The sequence below is a fragment of the Hippea jasoniae genome (genome assembly GCF_000744435.1).
In the GTDB taxonomy this organism is placed as follows: Bacteria; Campylobacterota_A; Desulfurellia; order Desulfurellales; family Hippeaceae; genus Hippea; species Hippea jasoniae.
This window is the reverse complement of the sequence record NZ_JQLX01000012.1, coordinates 1-17,374: the sequence shown is the minus strand read 5'-3', so window position 1 is coordinate 17,374 and position 17,374 is coordinate 1. Positions and strand designations below refer to the sequence as shown.

The window sequence follows — 17,374 nt, the reverse complement described above, 5'->3', positions numbered from 1 at the left end:
AAAGAGGCAGCCCCCAGGCTACCTCTTTTTCATCATTTTGAGGCGTTTCAGAAGTTTTTTCCGTGCTGCTAAAGCCTTCTTCTTCCTGCGTTCGCTGGGCTTTTCATACCTTTCTCTCTTTTTGATTTCAGAGAGAATTCCCGCCCTTTCACACTGTTTTTTAAAGCGCTTAAGGGCTTCCTCAAAACTCTCATTCTCCCTTACAATAACGCCCGGCAAAAAAATCACCCCGCTTTCAAAAATTTATTACTACCAAAGCTCATTATACTAAAAAAAGCTAACAGGGTCAATGTCAAAATAGATTCCATCTTTCAATGTTATATTTTTACTCAAATATTCAATATCCTTTAAAATATTGCTACTTTTTATGATAATATGGTAGCGATAAAAATTTCTCAGTTTAAAAATAGGACATTTTGCAGGTCCCAAAAAATCCAGGCCGCTCAAATTTTCCTTTATAGAGTCTGCAAGCTTTCTTGCTTTTGAGCTGTCTGTAGACCTTGCTACTATCCTGATAATACGGCTAAAAGGTGGATATCTAAACAATTTGCGCGATTCTATTTCCTGATTTAAAAACGCCTCATAATCGTGTTTTTTAACAATTTCATAAAATGGTGGCTCATCAAGCTGGGTTTGAATAATTACTCTTCCATCTTCCAATCTTCCGCTTCTTCCAGCAGTTTGAATAACAAGCGATACAGCCCTTTCAAACGCCCTGAAATCTTCAACCATAAATAAAGATTCATAATTTGCAATAACCACAAGCCCGATTCTTGAGATATCATGGCCTTTAGAAAGCATCTGCGTGCCAATCAGTATATCGATTTTACCATTTCTTAAATCGGTCAAGATCTTTTCAAAACTTCCCTTTCTGGATGTTGAATCCCTGTCAAACCGCTGAAGTCTTGCATCCTTAAATATATTCTGCAAATACTCAAAAACCCTCTGGGTGCCATAGCCTTTTGCTGCTATCTCAATCGACCCGCACTTTGGGCATTTTTCAGGCAAATCATAGATCGACTCACACCAGTGACACTTCAGTTTTTGATCCTCTTTGTGATACCTCAAGGAAACGCTACAGTTAGGGCATCGAAATATATAACCACAACTTTTGCATACGAGGTATTTTGAAAAACCACGCCTGTTGATTAATACCGCCACTGCCCTATTTGAGTTTATCGTTTCAGCAATAGCCTTAATCGTATAATCGTAAAAAAGCTCTGCACCATTGAGTTTTACAAACTCAACTGTAGGTAGATGTTTTGAACCAACCCTTTCTAAAAGCCTGAAGAGATTGAATTTTCCATTTTTAGCTTTAAAATAGCTCTCACAGGTAGGCGTTGCAGAGCTTAAAACAACAGGAATCTTATGTTTATTTGCCCTGTATATAAGCACATCTTTGGCGTTGTAAAACGGCTGATTTTCCTGCTTATACGACTCATCGTTTTCCTCATCAATTACAATAATACCCACACCGTTTAACGGCACAAAGGCAGCCGAACGGGTGCCTATCAAAACAGGTTTTTTATTTGAAACAAAGTCCAGCCAGTTCTCAAATTTCTGTTTTCTCGTCAGGCGAGAATGAATCAAAGCAACAACACCATCGCCAAATCTATTATTAAAAATATCAATGTATTGTGGTGTCAATGCAATCTCAGGAACAAGGACAACAGCTTTTTTGCCCTCACCCAAAACCTTCTCTATCAAAGCAAGATAAACCTGCGTTTTACCGCTACCTGTCACACCAAAGAGCAGATTTACATTAAAACTACCAAGCTTTATACCCTCGATAGCTTCTTTTTGATATCTACTCAACTCAAAATTTGGAGGCGTTATCTTTACTTTAAAATCGTGCCTGTTAAGTTTACAGCTCTCTTTGCTATAAAATAGATACGCTGGAAGTGCCGATTTAAGCATCAAACCCTTCTTTGTCATATAGTAGAATGAAAAAAAGTCAATCGTTTCATAGAGTTCTTGATCAACTACGGCAAAATCATCAAGTATGTTAATAATCGGTTTTGTCTCAAAATCGGGTTTTTTAGCTTTTCTCCATACCACCCCTATCTTCTCTTTTGACTTAAAATCAACAACAACACGCCTGCCTACTTCAAGTTCAATATCTGAATGGTAAATAAAACCGTTATTTATAGCTAAATTGAACAACACTTCATAGAAAAACATCTAATCAAGGCCCTTTAGCCTGCAAACGCCGCAAACATCAGCTAAAGTGGGATAACCGCAGATTTTGCATCTGTTTTTTATTGATGACTCATTCTTTTTAGATAAAACAGGTAACATATTCTTTAGAAAACCCTGATAAAAGTCGATCTTTGTGCCAGGTGAGTCAAACTCTATCTCATTTAGATGTTTTTTGTAGCTTCTAAATGTAGCGTTTTTGCTCAATGGGCAGCTGATAGATACATAATCGATATCATTAAAAAAAGCATAAACGCTTGTTTCAAACTCGGTCAATCTCCATAAAGGCTTGGCTTTCTTTGCAAGCCCATCTTCAGCAGGCAAAAGGGGAGATTGATCCTTTAAGTATTCCATCTTCCAGTGAAGAACATTGGAAAAAAGCCTGCCTACCTCATCATCCAAGTTGTGTCCGGTAATCAAAACATCATAACCATATTTCAGTGCAGTCATATTGAAGTAATACCTCTTTATCTGTCCACAAACCGCACAGGCAACCCGTCTTGTTTTTTTAACAACATCCGGTATGGCAAGCCCCTCTTTTTTTAAATCCACCACTATTAATTTAGCCGAAAGCCTCTCTGCAAATGCCTCAGTTGTCTTTTTAGCTACTTCACTGAAGCCATCTATACCCAGATCGATAAATAAACCATCAGCCTTATATCCAAGCTCATTCAACACATGCCATACGGTTAAACTATCCTTGCCTCCAGAGACAGCAACAAGCAGTTTGTCTTTATCTGTAAACATCTTAAACTTTTTTATGCCCTTTATAACCTGATTTTTGAAAAATTCAACAAAACAATCCCTGCAGAAGGCCGCATTATGGCTTTTGAGTTCAACCTCGGCTGTTTTTTTACACTTTATACATTTCATCCCTTTGAATACACCTCTCTAATCTCTACCCTGTCTTTATCTTTTAAAATAACATCCCTTGTAAGAAGTTTATCATTCTTAATCACCAAAACCTCAAAAGGCATATAGCCAAGTTTCTTTAACAGTTTTCCTACACTGATTGGTGATTCAATCTCTATCGTTTTATTGCTATCCCTTAAATAAACCTCAACCATAGCTTTATAATTGTGCTGCATATCAAAAAAAAGTCAACAGAAATTTCTTGACTTAAAGTTGCTTTAACCTTACAAATATAGCATGTTTACGCTGCACAATCTAAAGACACTGCTTAATGAAACATTCTTAAGTATTTCAATCAAAAACCTATTGCTTGCTCTTTTTGTTTTATTCATCCTGCTTCTTATAAGGAATATTGGCGTAAAAATCCTCTTTGGTGTATTAAAAAAAGCTGCATCGAAAACAAAAACATCAATTGATGATGAAATTGTTGTAATTATAGAACCACCGCTTAAGTTTCTACTTACTATCATTAGTTTTTACATCGCATTTTTGACTTTAAAGTTAGGTTATACAGCCAATATCCTGGCTTTAAAAATCCTTGTATCGTTCATCATATTAACGCTCAGCTGGGCTGCATATCGTTCAGAAAACATATTCTCAAGGGCTATGGAAAGCTTTTTTAGAAAGAAAAACTCTGAAATTGGCTTAAGCTTTGTCCCGTTTTTCAATAAATTTATAAAAACATCCATTGTTATTATAGGGTTTGTTTTGATAGTACAGCAATGGGGATACAACATTGGAGCAATAATAACAGGTCTGGGTATAGGTGGTCTTGCTGTGGCACTGGCAGCAAAAGATACACTTGCCAACATGTTTGGCGGTTTAACAATTATTTTAGACAGGCCGTTCAAAATAGGCGATTGGGTTAAGATTGGCTCCACAGAGGGCATCGTTGAGGATATCGGTTTTAGAAGCACACGCATAAGAACTTTTGAAAAATCCTTAATCTCACTGCCAAATTCAATTATAGCCAACACAGCTATAGAAAACTTCTCCCGCAGACAGATTCGAAGAATTACATACAAAATAGGCATAACATATTCAACACCAAGACAAAAACTATCAGAAGCCGTAGAAAAAATAAGAGAGATGTTAAAAAACCATCCAGAGATCTCTCAAAACGATACACTCCTTGTTTATTTTACAGAGTTTGCAGACAGCTCCTTAAATATCTTTATCTACTGTTTTACAAAAACAGCAAACTGGGGTGAGTATCTAAGAATCAGAGAGGATGTAAACCTAAAAATTATGGAAATCCTTGAAGATTTAAATATAGAATTTGCCTTTCCGTCGATGTCTATCTATATAGAGAAAAATGCAGGAAGCTAAAGAGCATCTTATAAACGGTATTAAAAACGGTCTTGATGTTTCTATTAAACTGATAAAAACCATTGTGCCGTTTTATATAGCTGTGGATCTATTGATAAATACGCAGGTAGCAAACACAATAGGTAAATTCTTAGCGCCCTTTATGCATCTTTTTGGTCTAACAGGCAAGATGGCCGTAGCTTTAATAAGCGGATGGCTTGTTAATCTTTATGCAGCAATAGCAGCAGTTGCACCGCTTCATCCGACATGGCAGCAGGTAACAATACTTGGTTTAATGAACGGTATTGCCCATAACCTGATAGTGGAAGCTGCAGTATTACACAAAACAGGAACAAATCCCTTTTTCACCATAGTTTTTAGAATATCTGTCTCTCTTATTGCAGGATTTTTACTCTACCAATTTTTGAGGTTTGTTTATGGCTGAGGCACTGCTACATGCATTCACAGGCAGCCTTAGGCTTTCGATAAAACTTATACTTATCATAGTTCCTCTAATGGTGGCTTATGAGTTTGTTCAAAACAGCCGCTGGTTTGCAAAACTGCTGGACTTCTTACATATATTCCTAAAACCACTTGGATTTTCCAAACAGGCAAGCATCTCCATGTTAACAGGCATCTTCTTAGGCATTACATACGGCTCAGGAATATTAATTGCACAAAGCCAAAAAAAACAACTCACTCAATTGGATGTTTTATTAACAGCAGTGTATCTTTCCATGTGCCATGCGGTTATAGAAGATACACTTGTTTTTGTCGTTATTGGAGCAAATGGGTTTTATATGCTTTTTACGCGGATTATTATAGCCACAATCATGACATATCTATTTTATATCTATTTTAAAAACAAACTAAATATAGCCAAGTAGCTCTCTGTCTTCTTTTGAGAGTTTATCTGGAGTCCATGGCGGGTCAAATGTTAGCACAACATCAACACTATTTACACCTTCAACAGTTTGGGCTAACTGTTTTACCTTTTCTTGAAGCCTAACAGCTGCAGGACATAACTGCGATGTAAACGTCATTGTTATTTTAACATTATTGTCCTTATCAATATCGATACCATAAATCAAACCCATTCTCACAATATCAACAACAGGAAAACACGGCTCATAGATTGTTTTAAGTTTCTCCAATATCTTTTCTTTTAATGTTTGCATAGATACTCCCTTGTAATGTAAAAAAGCCTTTTTTTAGAAGGTCTTTTGCTTAAAAGATAAACGGCAATATTATTCTTTAAATTATAGGCAACAGAAACTTCAGCATAATCCCTGTAATCTCCATGTTTTAAAAAGTTTATCACTCCAAGCAGGGCATAAACATTGGCGTATTGATCAGCCGAAAGCTTACTGTTTTCAAGTTTTTTTAGTTTTCTTTGTGCAATATATACTTTACCCTTTTTTATCATATAAAATATCGAGCAAAATTCTGTATGTTTAACAACTATTTTTGTTATCTTTTTACTTCTGCTTATATGAGGTGTTTGTTTATTCAGATAAACGGCATGGGGAGAGGGATATTTAATTCCCCCTCCACTACATGAGGCCAGTAACAATACTACAAAAAGTAGTAGGATTCGTCTATACGGCATCCTGGAATACTTTATACATATTCTCAAGTGCGGTTTTTATCCATTCATAGGCATCATCAACATATTTTAGCAGAAATTCTTTTTCGTCCCTTTCATCTTTGCCAAAAAAGGTTGAGTATGCAACGCTACCTGCAAGTGACACAACCAAAGATAGCAACGGTCTAAATTTCTTTGTGGTTAATTTGCTTGTTAAAGCCGCTAAAGCAAATGCACCCACACCTACATAAGCAGGTTTTATACCCTCTGCGTCTTTTAGAATATCGATGGGTGCAACATAGAGCCCATATTCCGTTAAAGCCTTTGCTTTTTCCAATATCTCATTCCACTTATCTGCATTTTTTTCAATAAAATCTGGCTTATTGTTTTCCACATAGCCTTTTAGTTCAACAAACATCTTCGAAAGCAGGCTTCTTCCAATGGTGGATAGATCCTCTCTTATCTTTTCAACGATCTCATCTGCACTGCGCGCATTGTTTATTTCCACCCTCTTTGCATCAACCTGCTTTACCAATTCATCCTTGTAAAACTTTAAAATATTCTCCATCACAAAACCTCCTCAATTTTCTTCTCTACAACCCTGCCGTTTGGAGACTCCTCCTCAAAGATCTGACCACTAAACCTGTAGAAATTGCAGTTCTTATTTTTATAACAGGTGTATTCCAATCCTGCTTTATGGCATACATTGGCAAGAAATGTCACCTCATCCCAGTTCCACTCAACAGGCACCTGAGGCAGAAGCAAACCGCTATTTGCACCGCAAACCACATAGAGACCGTCTCTGCCCACCTTAATCTGTCTTTCATAGGGTATATTCTTATCTAAAAGTTCCATTTTAGAAAGCACTGTGACCTCAACAACAACCTTGTCAAGCTCCAACTTTTCAAGTGGATTAAATCTTGGATCTTCAAATGCAGCCGACAAGGCAGACATTATAACTGCATCAATAAGCGGCGCAACGGCAAGCGGGTATCCTATGCATCCCCTTAGCTGTTTCTGTGGATAGGTGTTAAGTGTAACAAAAACCCCGCGCTCCTCATTAAAAATCTGTGGATATTCTTTAGGTTTTTCCAGCAACTTTCCCGTTTCAAAATAATGCTCAATGGCTCTGCGTGCAAGTCTTACAAGAAACTCACCCTCTTTTAAACTCAACTCCATAGCTTCACCTCAATGAACAACACTATAACACCTATCGCAAATGGGCTCTTGCGTTGGATTACTGCCCACCGTTTGAGAATACTTCCAGCATCGCTCGCATTTAGCACCTTCTGCCTTTGACACAAATACCTCAATCTGAGTCTCCTCATCAAAATAGCGTTTAAGATAGTTATCGGTTTTGCCAAGCTCAAACTGGCTAACGATACAGATATCGGCAAGGTCTTTTTCTTTCATATCCTTTATTATTTTTCTCAACTTATCACTTTTCACATCAACAAAAACCTTGGCTTCTAATGAATTGCCAATAAACTTCTCTGATCTTGCAAGCTCCAATGCTTTATCCGTAGCTGACTTTAGCTTTCTCAATTCAGAGAATTTTTCTATTAAATGTTCATTTCTAAACTCAGCTTTCAGTGGGACAAACTCCTCAAGATGCACACTCTCTTTATTCTTTTCCATATAACCGTAAGCCTCTTCTGCTGTAAATGACAGAATCGGGGCCATATAGAACACTATTACCTTCAAAATTTCACTCATTGCCGTTTGAGCCGAACGCCTCTTTTTTGAATCCTCTTTCTCACAATACAGCCTATCCTTCAAAATATCAAGATAAAAACTTGAAAGCACCAGGATACAATAGTTTGTCATATTTCTGTAGATAACATGGAAGTCGTAATCCTCATAAGCTTTAAGCAGTTTTTCCTTCAAAAGCTCTGTCTCTGCAAGCACCCACTTATCTATCTCTTCAAGTTCATCGTAGTTTAAAGCCTTTGATGAGTCAAAATCGTATAGATTTCCCAACAGAAACCTTATTGTATTTCTGATTTTGCGGTAGTTATCAACAAGCCTTTTCATTATTTCATCAGAGAGCCTGACATCCTCTTTATAATCGGTTGCCGAAGCCCACAATCTCAAAAGCTCTGCTCCATATTTTTTTATAACCTTTTCTGGCTGAATCACATTGCCAAGCGACTTGCTCATCTTCCTGCCTTTTGAGTCAACAACAAAGCCATGCGTCAAAACCGATTTATAAGGCGCTTTATTGCGTGTTCCTACAGACTCAAGCAGCGATGAGTGAAACCAGCCTCTGTGTTGATCTGAGCCTTCAAGATACATATCGGCTGGCCAGCTTAACTCCTCTCTTCTTTCAAGCACCGCTGCATGTGAAACACCTGAGTCAAACCATACATCCAAAATATCGTTTTCCTTCTCAAATTCCTCACTACCGCACTCACACCTGTAGCCTTCAGGTAAGAAGAAGTTAGCATCCTTTTCAAACCAGACATCAGCTCCAAACTCCTCTATCTTATCGGCAACTCTGTCTATCAGCTCCTTTTTAAACTGCACTCTACCGCATTTCTTGCACTTAAATAAAGCAATCGGAACACCCCAGGCACGCTGCCTTGAGATACACCAATCGGGGCGGGTTTCCATCATCGAGTAGATTCTATTCCTGCCCCAGGATGGAATCCACTTTGTATTATCTATCTCTTCTAAAGCTTTTTTCCTCAAACCATCTTTATCGACGCTTATAAACCACTGCTCTGTTGATCTAAATATTATCGGGCTTTTACAGCGCCAGCAATGCGGGTATGAGTGGACGATTTTTTCTTCTTTAACAAGCATATCCTTCTCTTTAAGAATCTCTATCACCTTTTTGTTTGCATCAAACACATGCATGCCGGCAAAAAATTCTATATCTTCATCAAATCTTCCATCATCATCCACCGGTGAATAAATAGGCAGGTGATATTTGCTGCCAACTATGTAGTCTTCTTCACCATGGCCGGGTGCAGTATGAACAAGACCTGTGCCTGCATCAAGCGTTACATGCTCACCCAAAATAATTCTTGATTCCCTATCGTAAAACGGATGAGCAGTAATATATCCCTCAAGCTCTTTTCCCTTTACAACCTTAATAACCTCATAACTTGTTATGGAAAACTTTTCCATCAAAGGTTTTACCAGCTTCTCAGCAACAAGATAGGCATGCCTGTCTGCAACTTTAACGAAGGCGTAATTAAAATCAGGATGAACGGCAATGGCAAGGTTGGCTGGCAATGTCCATGGCGTTGTCGTCCAGATTATCGCAGATATACCCATACCCAAAAAACGCCTATCCTCGCTACCCAAATCACTGATGAAGTCAAATTTAACATATATCGAGTCAGACTCATCATCCTGATATTCAACCTCAGCCAAAGCAAGAGCGGTTTTACAGGAATAACACCAGTAAACCGGCTTTTTCTGTTTATATACAAGCCCTTTTTCGACAAATTTTCCAAGCTCTCTTAATGTATCAGCTTCGTATTTAAAATCCATTGTTAGATAGGGATTATCCCAATCGCCAAATACACCCAAGCGTTTAAACTCATCTTTTTGGATCTCTATATACTTTCTTGCATAATCTCTGCACATCTGTCTGAACTGGCTTTTGGGCATGGAATCCTTTTTAGCTCTGCCTATCTCTTTTTCTATGTTATGCTCAATAGGTAATCCATGGCAATCCCAGCCAGGCACATACGGACAGCTATAACCCATCATCGTGCGCGATTTTATCACTATATCTTTAAGCACCTTATTTAGCACATGCCCCATATGGATATGTCCATTGGCATAAGGGGGGCCATCATGCAGAATAAAACTTTTAGCTGATTTTCTATCCTCAAGAATCTTATGGTAGATATCCATCTCATCCCACTGCTTAAGCATCAAGGGCTCTTTTTTAACAAGGTTAGCCTTCATTGGAAAATCTGTTCTGGGTAAATGCAGTGTATCCTTATAATCCATCATTCCCCCCTGAGTTTTGCATCGAATTTTTCTTTTAAGCCGTTATATATTCCCTTAATTATATTTTCAATCTCACTATCGGTAAAGGTAGCCTCATCGTTTCTTAAAACTATTCTGAATGTCAAGCTAACACCATCCTCAAGTTTATAGACATCAAACAGCGCCACTTTATAAACATAATCCTGTTTTTCGATGAAATCCTTTAGGCTGTTGGCATCTGTATTAGTATCAACCACCACAGACAGATCCCTGTATACGGTTGGAAGCTTTGGCAGCTGGGTGTATCTTAATGTTTCATTTTTTATAGATAAAAGTTTTGTTAAGTTTATCTCGCCAGCCACAATACGGGATCTTTTATCAAATTTTATATCGTATAAATCGTAAATATCGGGATGCAGCTCTCCAATATAGCCTATATCTTCATCATCATACATCAAATCCGCACTTCTGCCTGGATGTATATACGGCCTTTTTGAGCGAACAAAAGAGGGCTTTATGCCAATCAGGGCACAAACAGCATCTGCAATACCTTTTGCATCGTAGTAATCAAAATATCTATTATGCTCAAACCAGTCAAATTGCGCCCTACCCCACAGTAAAAATCCAGCGTTTACAAACTCCTCTGCAAAATTATCCTTTTTATAAAAAACCCTGCCCACCTCAAAAACAGGCACACCTCTTGCGCCGCGTGAGATGTTTAAAGAAAGCGCATCAAGTAAACCAACAAGCAGCGTTGTTCTCATTACATTCTGCGTATCTATTAAAGGATTTTTTAAATAAACAAATCTATCCTCGTTTTTATCAAAAATCTTAAGCTTTTTATCATCCACAAAAGAGTAATTTTTTGTTTCAAATAAACCCATATGGCTTAACAGTATCAAAACCTCTTCTGAAATCCTCTCTATCTCATCCTTCTGTTTGTAGTAGGTTGTAGTAACAGGCATTGTTTCTTTGATAGAGTCGTATCCTTTAATGCGTGCAATCTCTTCTGCTATATCCGCCTCACCATCTATATCAAACCTGTAGGTAGGAATCTGCACCTCTACCTTTTTCTGGTCAACCTGCTCAACACCAAAGTTTAAACCAACAAGAACATCAACAATTTCACTGGATGAAAACTCACTGCCAAGCAACCTGTTTATGCCATCAAAACTTACAATAACCTTCTTTGGTTCAAACTGGCGCACCTTTTTATCTATAAATCCTTTATAAATTTTACCGTTTGCATATTTCTGCATAAGGGAAAGGGCGTATTTTGATGCCAGACTGCATAAGTTGGGGTCAACCCCTCGCTCAAATCTATGAGAAGATTCTGTATGGAGTTTGAGCTTTCGTGCCGTTAGCCTGACACCAACAGGATCGAAAAAAGCACTCTCAAGTGCAACAGTTTTTGTCTTCTCATCCACACTTGAAAACTCACCGCCCATAACACCTGCTATAGCAACAGGTGTATTTTGATCTGCAATAACAGTCATGCTTCTGTCAAGCTTATATTCCTTCCCATCCAGAGCGGTTATCTTTTCATTATCCTTTGCCTTTCTTATAATAATACCACCATTTAGCTTGTTATAATCAAAAGCATGAAGCGGCTGACCCAAAGCTAAAAGCACATAATTTGTTATGTCAACAATATTGTTTATTGATCGCACTCCGCTTTTAAGCAGCCTCATTCTCATAAAAAACGGCGATTCAAAAATATCAATATCGGCCATTGCAAGCGTGTATCTCGGGCAACCATTTTTATCCTCAATGTCAACCGCAATAAACTCATCTATATGCTTATCAATTAAATCAAATTCCATCTTGGGTAGCTTTATTTCATTGCCAGCCAGAGCCTTAACATCTCTTGCAATACCTAAAATACTCAAAGCATCACCCCTATTGGGTGTAAGCTCTATCTCTATGATATGGTCGTTAAATTCATCTAAATCCTTTAATTTTGTTCCGTTTGCAAAGCTTTTATCCAGCCTGAATAGCTTATCTGAACTTTCCTCTAACTCCATCTCCTCGGCTGACAAAAACATGCCTTCAGATATAAACTCTCCAAATTTTCTCTTTTCAATGCTTTTATCACCAACACTACCACCAGCAACTACAACACCAAATTTCTCACCAACCTCAACTGTTTTATCAGCCGTTGCTATGTTTATCGTTTTACCACCGATATCAACACTGCAGTATGCTAAATTAGAGTCTTTTTTTAATTCTATGACTTCACCAACAACACTATCCCAGGTCGGTATGCTCATTATGCTATCTACCTCAAGACCCATCATTGTTAGCTTATCTGCCAAAGTATACGCATCATAGTCAAAATCGATAAATTCTCTAAGCCATCTGTATGAAACCCTCATAACAACCTACCCTTTGCCAATGAGAATTGCTCAAGAAACCTCAAGTCATTCTCAAAGAAAAGTTTTATATTGTCTATTCCATATTTAAGCATGGCAAAACGCTCTACACCTAAACCAAATGCAAAACCACTGTAAATATCCGGGTCGTATCCTCCATTTCTCAACACATTGGGATGAACCATGCCGCAACCTAAAACCTCTAAATATCCTGTATATGAGCAAACCCTGCAACCCTTTCCACCGCAGATAATGCATCCAATATCAACCTCGGCTGATGGTTCTGTAAAAGGAAAATAGCTTGGCCTAAACCTCACAGGAACATCGCCAAAGAAACGCCTCAAAAATCCACTCAAAACACCTTTTAAATCAGAAAAGCGAATATTTTTGTCAACAAGCAAACCTTCAACCTGATGAAACATAGGGGAATGGGTTATATCTGAGTCGCGCCTATAAACCCTTCCAGGTGATATAAACATAACAGGTGGTTGTTGTCTTTTCATAACCCTGATCTGTGTTGGCGATGTATGGGTCCTTAAAACCACATTATCATTTATGTAAAATGTATCCTGCATATCCCTTGCAGGATGTTCTTTTGGTATATTCAACAGCTCAAAATTGAACAGATCCAATTCAATCTCAGGTCCCACCTCTACACCAAAACCCAGTGATGAAAAAATCTCCTCAATCTCCATTATAGTTAGGGTAATGGGATGGATGCCACCAAAGTTTATACCTCTACCATCAAGCGTAATATCTATTGTTTCCTTTTTTAAGGATTCCTCTTTCTGTTTTTGTTTAATCTCCAAAAGCTTCTCGTTAAGTCTTTGCTCAATATATTCTTTTAACTCATTTATTTTGGCACCAAATTCTTTTCTTTTTTGTGGTTCAATATTTCTGAGGTTTTTAAACAGCTCACTTACCCTGCCCTTTTTACCCAAAAACCTTGCCTTTAGTTGCTTTAGAGATTCCTGATCTTTAACATCCACCAAAAGCTTATCAAACTCTTCTTTAATTCTTTCCATGGCGACTCCCAAAAATGAAAAAAGATGCGAAAATGCCTATGGCAGCATTTCGCATCTTTTAGTTGCAAAAATTAGATATTCTTATTTTACACTTTCAACAAGTTTTTTAAAGTTCTCTGGCTCTCTAATTGCAAGCTCACTTAACATTTTTCTATTTAACTCTATACCCTTTTCCTTCAAAAGATGTATAAATTTGCTATAGCTTAAGCCATACTCCCTTACAGCGGCATTGATCCTTGCAATCCACAGCTTCCTAAACTCTCTCTTTCTTACCTTTCTATCCCTGTAGGCGTAAGCTAAAGCCCTTCTAACACTCTCCTCTGCATTTTTATATGTAGAATGCCTTCTCTGATAATAACCTTTTGCAAGCTTTAAAATTTTCTTATGTCTTCTTCTTCTTTTAAAACCCGTCTTAACTCTCAACTTCTACCTCCCTTTCAATCCCACGGCATCAATTCTTTTAGATTGTGATGAAGCTGACCGCTTTTGATATAGTTAGGCCTTTTTAAGTTTCTCTTTCTTTTTCTTGGTTTATCAAACAAAAGGTGGCTTTTGTTAGCCCTTGCATGCTTGAAATACCCTTTGGCTGTTTTAGAAAACCTCTTTGCAGCCGCCCTTCTTGTTTTGAGTTTCATTGCTTCCTCCTACTTATTTGGTACAAACGACACAACTACCCTTCTACCCTGGCGATCAACCTTGCCTTCTATATTGCCAAGGTCTGCTAAATCCAATTTTAGCCTTTCTATAAGCTCATCCACCAGTTCCTTTTTATCTATCTCTCTGCCGCGCAAAAAGATATTAAACTTAACCTTATTTTTAGCCTCTAAAAAACTTCTTGCCATTTTTAACTTCGTCATGTAGTCGTTATCAGCTATTCTTGGTCTTAACTTAACCTCTTTGACTTTAATCGTCTTTTGAGCCTTTTTACTCTTCTGCTGCTTTTTCTGTTTTTCGTAGTTATACTTCCCATAGTCCATGATGCGGCAGACAATTGGATCCGCATTGGGAGATACAACCACTAAATCTAAACCAGCTTCTTTGGCTCTTCTTAAAGCCTCATTAAACGATACAACGCCTACCTGTTTTCCATCTTCAGCAATTAACCTTACCTTATCCGCCTTTATATTCTCATTAATTGGCGGAACTTCCTTTCTCCTGATTCTGAAATCGCCTCTTATAGCATCACCTCCTGCTTGAAACTTCTTCCTCTATATGTTTCACAAACTCATCTATACTAAAACAGCCCAGATCGCCCTCTTTGCGTTTCCTAACAGCTATATTGTTATTTTCAATCTCCTTGTCACCCACAATAACGAGGTATGGAATTTTATCTGTTTCACCAAACCTTATTTTCTTTGATAGAGTCTCATTACGCGACTCAAACTCCACCCTTACACCTGAATCCTTCAATCTCTCATAAACCTTATTTGCATACTCTTCATGTTTTACACTAACTGGAATCACGCGCACCTGAACAGGCGCAATCCACAGAGGAAAATCACCTTCGTAATTCTCAATCAGGATAGCTATAAACCGCTCTATAGAACCCAAAATGACCCTGTGAACCATCACGGGTTGTTTTTCTTTACCATCCTCATCGATATAAGTTAAATTGAAACGCTCTGGCAGGGTAAAATCACACTGAATTGTAGCACACTGCCAGCTTCTGCCTATTGCATCCTTTAGTTTTACATCTATTTTTGGACCATAAAAGGCACCGTCGCCTTCGTTAATATCATACTTTTTGCCAGTGGACTTAAGAGCGTTAATAAGGGCGTTTGTTGCAAGCTCCCACTGCTCATCCGTTCCAATTGAGTTCTCAGGCCTTGTTGAGATCTCAAGGTCATACTCAAAACCAAAAAGACCCATAACATCCTGCACAAAGTTTAAAACACCAATAATCTCATCGTTAAGCTGATCGGGTCTACAAAAGATATGCGCATCATCCTGCGTAAATTCTCTAACCCTCAACAAACCATGCAAAACACCGCTTTTCTCATGTCTGTGAACCACACCCAATTCAAAATATCTTTTAGGTAGCTCACGATAGCTGCGTTTTTTTGATTTATATACCATTATGTGACCCAAACAGTTCATCGGTTTTATGCCAAAGCTTTGATTATCGATTTCTGTAAAATACATATTTTCTCTGTAATGATCGAAATGACCGCTTCTCTTCCATAAATCGGTCCTTAAAATTTCAGGGCCTTTAACAAATTCATAACCCCTCTTTAGATGCTCTTTGCGTTCAAAATCCTCTATCAAATACCTCAACATTGCACCCTTTGGATGCCAGATAATCAAACCGGGCCCAACCTCATCGGTTATACTGAATAGATCAAGTTGCTTACCCAACTTTCTGTGATCCCTCTTTTTAACCTCTTTAAGAAACCTCAGATAGTTATCAAGCTGCTGTTTTGTTGCAAATGCAGCACCATAGACACGTTGCAACATCGGGCGGTTTTCATCACCTTTAAAATACGCTCCAGCCACACTTAAAAGCTTAAAATACTTCAAATAACCTGTTGATGGAATGTGTGGCCCCCTGCATAGATCTGTAAAATCGCCCTGCGTATAAAAACTAACAACATCATCGTCAATATCTTCTATTATTTCAACCTTATATTCATCGCCCTTTTGTTTAAAATACTCTACAGCTTCCTGTTTTGACAACTCCCTTCGCTTAAATGGATAGTTTGCCCCAACGATTTTTTTCATCTCTTTTTCTATTTTTTTGAGGTCATCCTCACCAAGCGTTCTACCCACATCAATATCGTAATAAAAGCCGTTTTCTATAGCAGGCCCTATTGCAAACTTAGCATCGGGAAACAGTTTTTGAATCGCCTGTGCCATAATATGTGCTGCAGAGTGTCTTAATATATCAAGCCCCTCTTTTGAGTTGACATCGATAAACTCCACATCGCTGTCTGAATCAAGAGTGATATCAAGGTCAACAACTTTACCGTTAACTTTAGCCGCAACAATATCCTTTAGTTTGTTTTTCTTTACATATTCAAGGAGATTTGTTCCTTTATCAAGCTTCATTATCACGCCTCATAAATAAAAAAATGGTGGGCGCAAGTGGTTTCGAACCACTGACCTCTTGCGCGTCAAGCAAGCGCTCTCCCCCTGAGCTATGCGCCCAAATGCTGGGATTAGTTATCATTTTAACGCCAAATTGTCAAGTGTATTGGATGCATTGTCAATACAAAAGTCTAAAAGTAGCTATTATTATCATCAAAAAAAGATCTCATGCCGCTATCAAAACTCTCACCAAGATTATTAAACATTCCACCATAGTAACTACCGGCAATATCACCAAAATTAATAAACAGATAGAATATAACTACAAATGTATAGCCAGTTAATAGCAAAACAAAGTAAACGGTTTTCCAAAGAAACCTTATCAGCACTTTACAGTTCACTTTTTCAAATTTATTCACTAAATAAAACGCAACAAACCACTTAAATAGACACAGCAAATTTATTTTTTAGCTGTCCAGAAACGGCAGATATTTCGTCTAAAAACAGTGAAGAACTTGCTCGTTAATCATTAAAAAATTGCCCTAAAAGGAGGTCTGAAGTGGTAGTTTATCTGTGCACCAAAATATGCACAACACCAACATCCCGTTCACCGCCGATCTAATATGCACATAAATCTTACAAAAAAAATCATTAAACAAGAGGTGAGGTATGGATCCTGTCAATTTTCTTTCGCAATTTTCTTCTCGGTAAGCATTTATAAACATTCCCTATGCTACCTTAAACCGGTCTTGGAATTTATCCATAACTTCCTGTAATTTCTGTGGATGTATGTAACTTCTCTCGGCCAACCAATCTTCTGTGTATTCCATCAAATATGACACAATAAGCCTCAAATACGATTCCTTAGATGGAAATATAGACACTACCCTTGAACGTCTGCGTATTTCTTCATTTATGCGTTCCAATGCATTGGTTGAACTTATTTTTCGCTTATCTATTTGCGGAAAATAGTAAAATTGTAGAGAATCTTGAAGACCTTCCTG

The 17,374-nt window shown here is 37.9% G+C and carries 20 protein-coding genes and 1 tRNA gene; 3 read left to right on the top strand and 18 right to left on the bottom strand.

Going from position 1 to position 17,374, the window contains the following annotated elements; translation table 11 throughout:
• Positions 1–18: 18 nt before the first annotated feature.
• The 4 genes from rpsU to EK17_RS03700 are packed head-to-tail and all read right to left on the bottom strand — an operon-like array spanning position 19 to position 3,263.
• Complete coding sequence (gene rpsU / locus EK17_RS03715; RefSeq protein WP_035588039.1) at positions 19–219, bottom strand: 30S ribosomal protein S21; 201 nt, start codon at positions 217–219, stop codon at positions 19–21.
• A 48-nt stretch (positions 220–267) separates the two neighbouring features.
• On the bottom strand, positions 268–2,181 hold the full coding sequence (gene priA, locus EK17_RS03710; protein ID WP_051904404.1) for a replication restart helicase PriA: 1,914 nt from the start codon (positions 2,179–2,181) through the stop codon (positions 268–270).
• Positions 2,182–3,069 carry an ATP-binding protein gene (locus tag EK17_RS03705; protein WP_035587574.1) on the bottom strand — a complete coding sequence of 296 codons (888 nt, stop codon included), beginning with the start codon at positions 3,067–3,069 and terminating at the stop codon, positions 2,182–2,184.
• Entirely contained in the window at positions 3,066–3,263 is a 198-nt protein-coding gene (locus EK17_RS03700) for a sulfur carrier protein ThiS (RefSeq protein WP_035587571.1), read from the bottom strand. Before EK17_RS03700 ends, EK17_RS03705 begins: the two co-directional genes overlap by 4 nt.
• An 82-nt stretch (positions 3,264–3,345) precedes the next feature.
• On the opposite strand from EK17_RS03700, the gene EK17_RS03695 reads away from it, so the two are divergent.
• Genes EK17_RS03695 through EK17_RS03685 form a run of 3 tightly spaced genes read left to right on the top strand, consistent with a single transcriptional unit; the run spans position 3,346 to position 5,303 of the window.
• The gene (locus EK17_RS03695) at positions 3,346–4,437 is read left to right on the top strand and encodes a mechanosensitive ion channel family protein (RefSeq protein ID WP_035587565.1); all 1,092 of its coding nucleotides are present in this window, start codon (positions 3,346–3,348) and stop codon (positions 4,435–4,437) included.
• Positions 4,424–4,861 (top strand): nucleoside recognition domain-containing protein, encoded by a 438-nt coding sequence (locus EK17_RS03690; RefSeq protein ID WP_035587564.1) that lies wholly within the window; start codon positions 4,424–4,426, stop codon positions 4,859–4,861. The genes EK17_RS03695 and EK17_RS03690 overlap by 14 nt, the downstream gene beginning before the upstream one ends.
• Positions 4,854–5,303 (top strand): nucleoside recognition domain-containing protein, encoded by a 450-nt coding sequence (locus tag EK17_RS03685; protein ID WP_035587563.1) that lies wholly within the window; start codon positions 4,854–4,856, stop codon positions 5,301–5,303. The genes EK17_RS03690 and EK17_RS03685 overlap by 8 nt, the downstream gene beginning before the upstream one ends.
• Here EK17_RS03685 and EK17_RS03680 read toward each other — a convergent pair.
• The 14 genes from EK17_RS03680 to EK17_RS03615 all read right to left on the bottom strand — a co-directional run.
• A complete protein-coding gene (locus EK17_RS03680) occupies positions 5,286–5,594 on the bottom strand; it encodes a metal-sulfur cluster assembly factor (RefSeq protein ID WP_035587562.1) in 309 nt (102 codons plus the stop codon). The two genes, EK17_RS03685 and EK17_RS03680, sit on opposite strands and share 18 nt — an antisense overlap.
• On the bottom strand, positions 5,582–5,842 hold the full coding sequence (locus EK17_RS09340) for a hypothetical protein (RefSeq protein ID WP_156957518.1): 261 nt from the start codon (positions 5,840–5,842) through the stop codon (positions 5,582–5,584). Before EK17_RS09340 ends, EK17_RS03680 begins: the two co-directional genes overlap by 13 nt.
• Positions 5,843–6,014: 172 nt before the next feature.
• On the bottom strand, positions 6,015–6,569 hold the full coding sequence (locus tag EK17_RS03670) for a hypothetical protein (RefSeq protein WP_035587559.1): 555 nt from the start codon (positions 6,567–6,569) through the stop codon (positions 6,015–6,017).
• Entirely contained in the window at positions 6,569–7,180 is a 612-nt protein-coding gene (locus EK17_RS03665; protein ID WP_035587558.1) for a TIGR00296 family protein, read from the bottom strand. The genes EK17_RS03670 and EK17_RS03665 overlap by 1 nt, the downstream gene beginning before the upstream one ends.
• Before the next feature lie 9 nt (positions 7,181–7,189).
• Positions 7,190–9,970, bottom strand: coding sequence for an isoleucine--tRNA ligase (gene ileS / locus EK17_RS03660; protein ID WP_035587556.1), 2,781 nt, complete (start codon positions 9,968–9,970; stop codon positions 7,190–7,192).
• Positions 9,970–12,324: a phenylalanine--tRNA ligase subunit beta gene (gene pheT, locus EK17_RS03655; RefSeq protein WP_035587555.1), complete on the bottom strand. Its 2,355-nt coding sequence runs from the start codon at positions 12,322–12,324 to the stop codon at positions 9,970–9,972. The genes ileS and pheT overlap by 1 nt, the downstream gene beginning before the upstream one ends.
• The gene (pheS, locus tag EK17_RS03650) at positions 12,321–13,346 is read right to left on the bottom strand and encodes a phenylalanine--tRNA ligase subunit alpha (RefSeq protein WP_035587554.1); all 1,026 of its coding nucleotides are present in this window, start codon (positions 13,344–13,346) and stop codon (positions 12,321–12,323) included. Before pheS ends, pheT begins: the two co-directional genes overlap by 4 nt.
• A gap of 81 nt (positions 13,347–13,427) precedes the next feature.
• Positions 13,428–13,769: a 50S ribosomal protein L20 gene (rplT, locus tag EK17_RS03645; RefSeq protein ID WP_035587551.1), complete on the bottom strand. Its 342-nt coding sequence runs from the start codon at positions 13,767–13,769 to the stop codon at positions 13,428–13,430.
• Between the two features lie 14 nt (positions 13,770–13,783).
• Positions 13,784–13,981: a 50S ribosomal protein L35 gene (rpmI, locus tag EK17_RS03640; RefSeq protein WP_035587549.1), complete on the bottom strand. Its 198-nt coding sequence runs from the start codon at positions 13,979–13,981 to the stop codon at positions 13,784–13,786.
• A 9-nt stretch (positions 13,982–13,990) separates the two neighbouring features.
• Complete coding sequence (infC, locus tag EK17_RS03635) at positions 13,991–14,482, bottom strand: translation initiation factor IF-3 (protein WP_051904403.1); 492 nt, start codon at positions 14,480–14,482, stop codon at positions 13,991–13,993.
• Positions 14,483–14,528: 46 nt separating this feature from the next.
• Positions 14,529–16,391 carry a threonine--tRNA ligase gene (thrS, locus tag EK17_RS03630; RefSeq protein WP_035587544.1) on the bottom strand — a complete coding sequence of 621 codons (1,863 nt, stop codon included), beginning with the start codon at positions 16,389–16,391 and terminating at the stop codon, positions 14,529–14,531.
• A gap of 24 nt (positions 16,392–16,415) precedes the next feature.
• Positions 16,416–16,490, bottom strand: a tRNA-Val gene (locus tag EK17_RS03625).
• A gap of 71 nt (positions 16,491–16,561) precedes the next feature.
• On the bottom strand, positions 16,562–16,759 hold the full coding sequence (locus EK17_RS03620; protein WP_156957517.1) for a hypothetical protein: 198 nt from the start codon (positions 16,757–16,759) through the stop codon (positions 16,562–16,564).
• A gap of 339 nt (positions 16,760–17,098) precedes the next feature.
• The coding region (locus EK17_RS03615; RefSeq protein ID WP_035587473.1) for a transposase at positions 17,099–17,374 on the bottom strand (276 nt) is incomplete at its 5' end.

Bases quoted from the DNA above. Each gene is read 5' to 3' on its own strand.
- priA (WP_051904404.1), bottom strand. From the start codon at position 2,181: ATGTTTTTCTATGAAGTGTTGTTCAATTTAGCTATAAATAACGGTTTT.
- EK17_RS03705 (WP_035587574.1), bottom strand. From the start codon at position 3,069: ATGAAATGTATAAAGTGTAAAAAAACAGCCGAGGTTGAACTCAAAAGC.
- EK17_RS03700 (WP_035587571.1), bottom strand. From the start codon at position 3,263: ATGGTTGAGGTTTATTTAAGGGATAGCAATAAAACGATAGAGATTGAA.
- EK17_RS03695 (WP_035587565.1), top strand. From the start codon at position 3,346: ATGTTTACGCTGCACAATCTAAAGACACTGCTTAATGAAACATTCTTA.
- EK17_RS03690 (WP_035587564.1), top strand. From the start codon at position 4,424: ATGCAGGAAGCTAAAGAGCATCTTATAAACGGTATTAAAAACGGTCTT.
- EK17_RS03685 (WP_035587563.1), top strand. From the start codon at position 4,854: ATGGCTGAGGCACTGCTACATGCATTCACAGGCAGCCTTAGGCTTTCG.
- EK17_RS03680 (WP_035587562.1), bottom strand. From the start codon at position 5,594: ATGCAAACATTAAAAGAAAAGATATTGGAGAAACTTAAAACAATCTAT.
- EK17_RS09340 (WP_156957518.1), bottom strand. From the start codon at position 5,842: ATGATAAAAAAGGGTAAAGTATATATTGCACAAAGAAAACTAAAAAAA.
- EK17_RS03670 (WP_035587559.1), bottom strand. From the start codon at position 6,569: ATGGAGAATATTTTAAAGTTTTACAAGGATGAATTGGTAAAGCAGGTT.
- EK17_RS03665 (WP_035587558.1), bottom strand. From the start codon at position 7,180: ATGGAGTTGAGTTTAAAAGAGGGTGAGTTTCTTGTAAGACTTGCACGC.
- ileS (WP_035587556.1), bottom strand. From the start codon at position 9,970: ATGGATTATAAGGATACACTGCATTTACCCAGAACAGATTTTCCAATG.
- pheT (WP_035587555.1), bottom strand. From the start codon at position 12,324: ATGAGGGTTTCATACAGATGGCTTAGAGAATTTATCGATTTTGACTAT.
- pheS (WP_035587554.1), bottom strand. From the start codon at position 13,346: ATGGAAAGAATTAAAGAAGAGTTTGATAAGCTTTTGGTGGATGTTAAA.
- rpmI (WP_035587549.1), bottom strand. From the start codon at position 13,981: ATGAAACTCAAAACAAGAAGGGCGGCTGCAAAGAGGTTTTCTAAAACA.
- thrS (WP_035587544.1), bottom strand. From the start codon at position 16,391: ATGAAGCTTGATAAAGGAACAAATCTCCTTGAATATGTAAAGAAAAAC.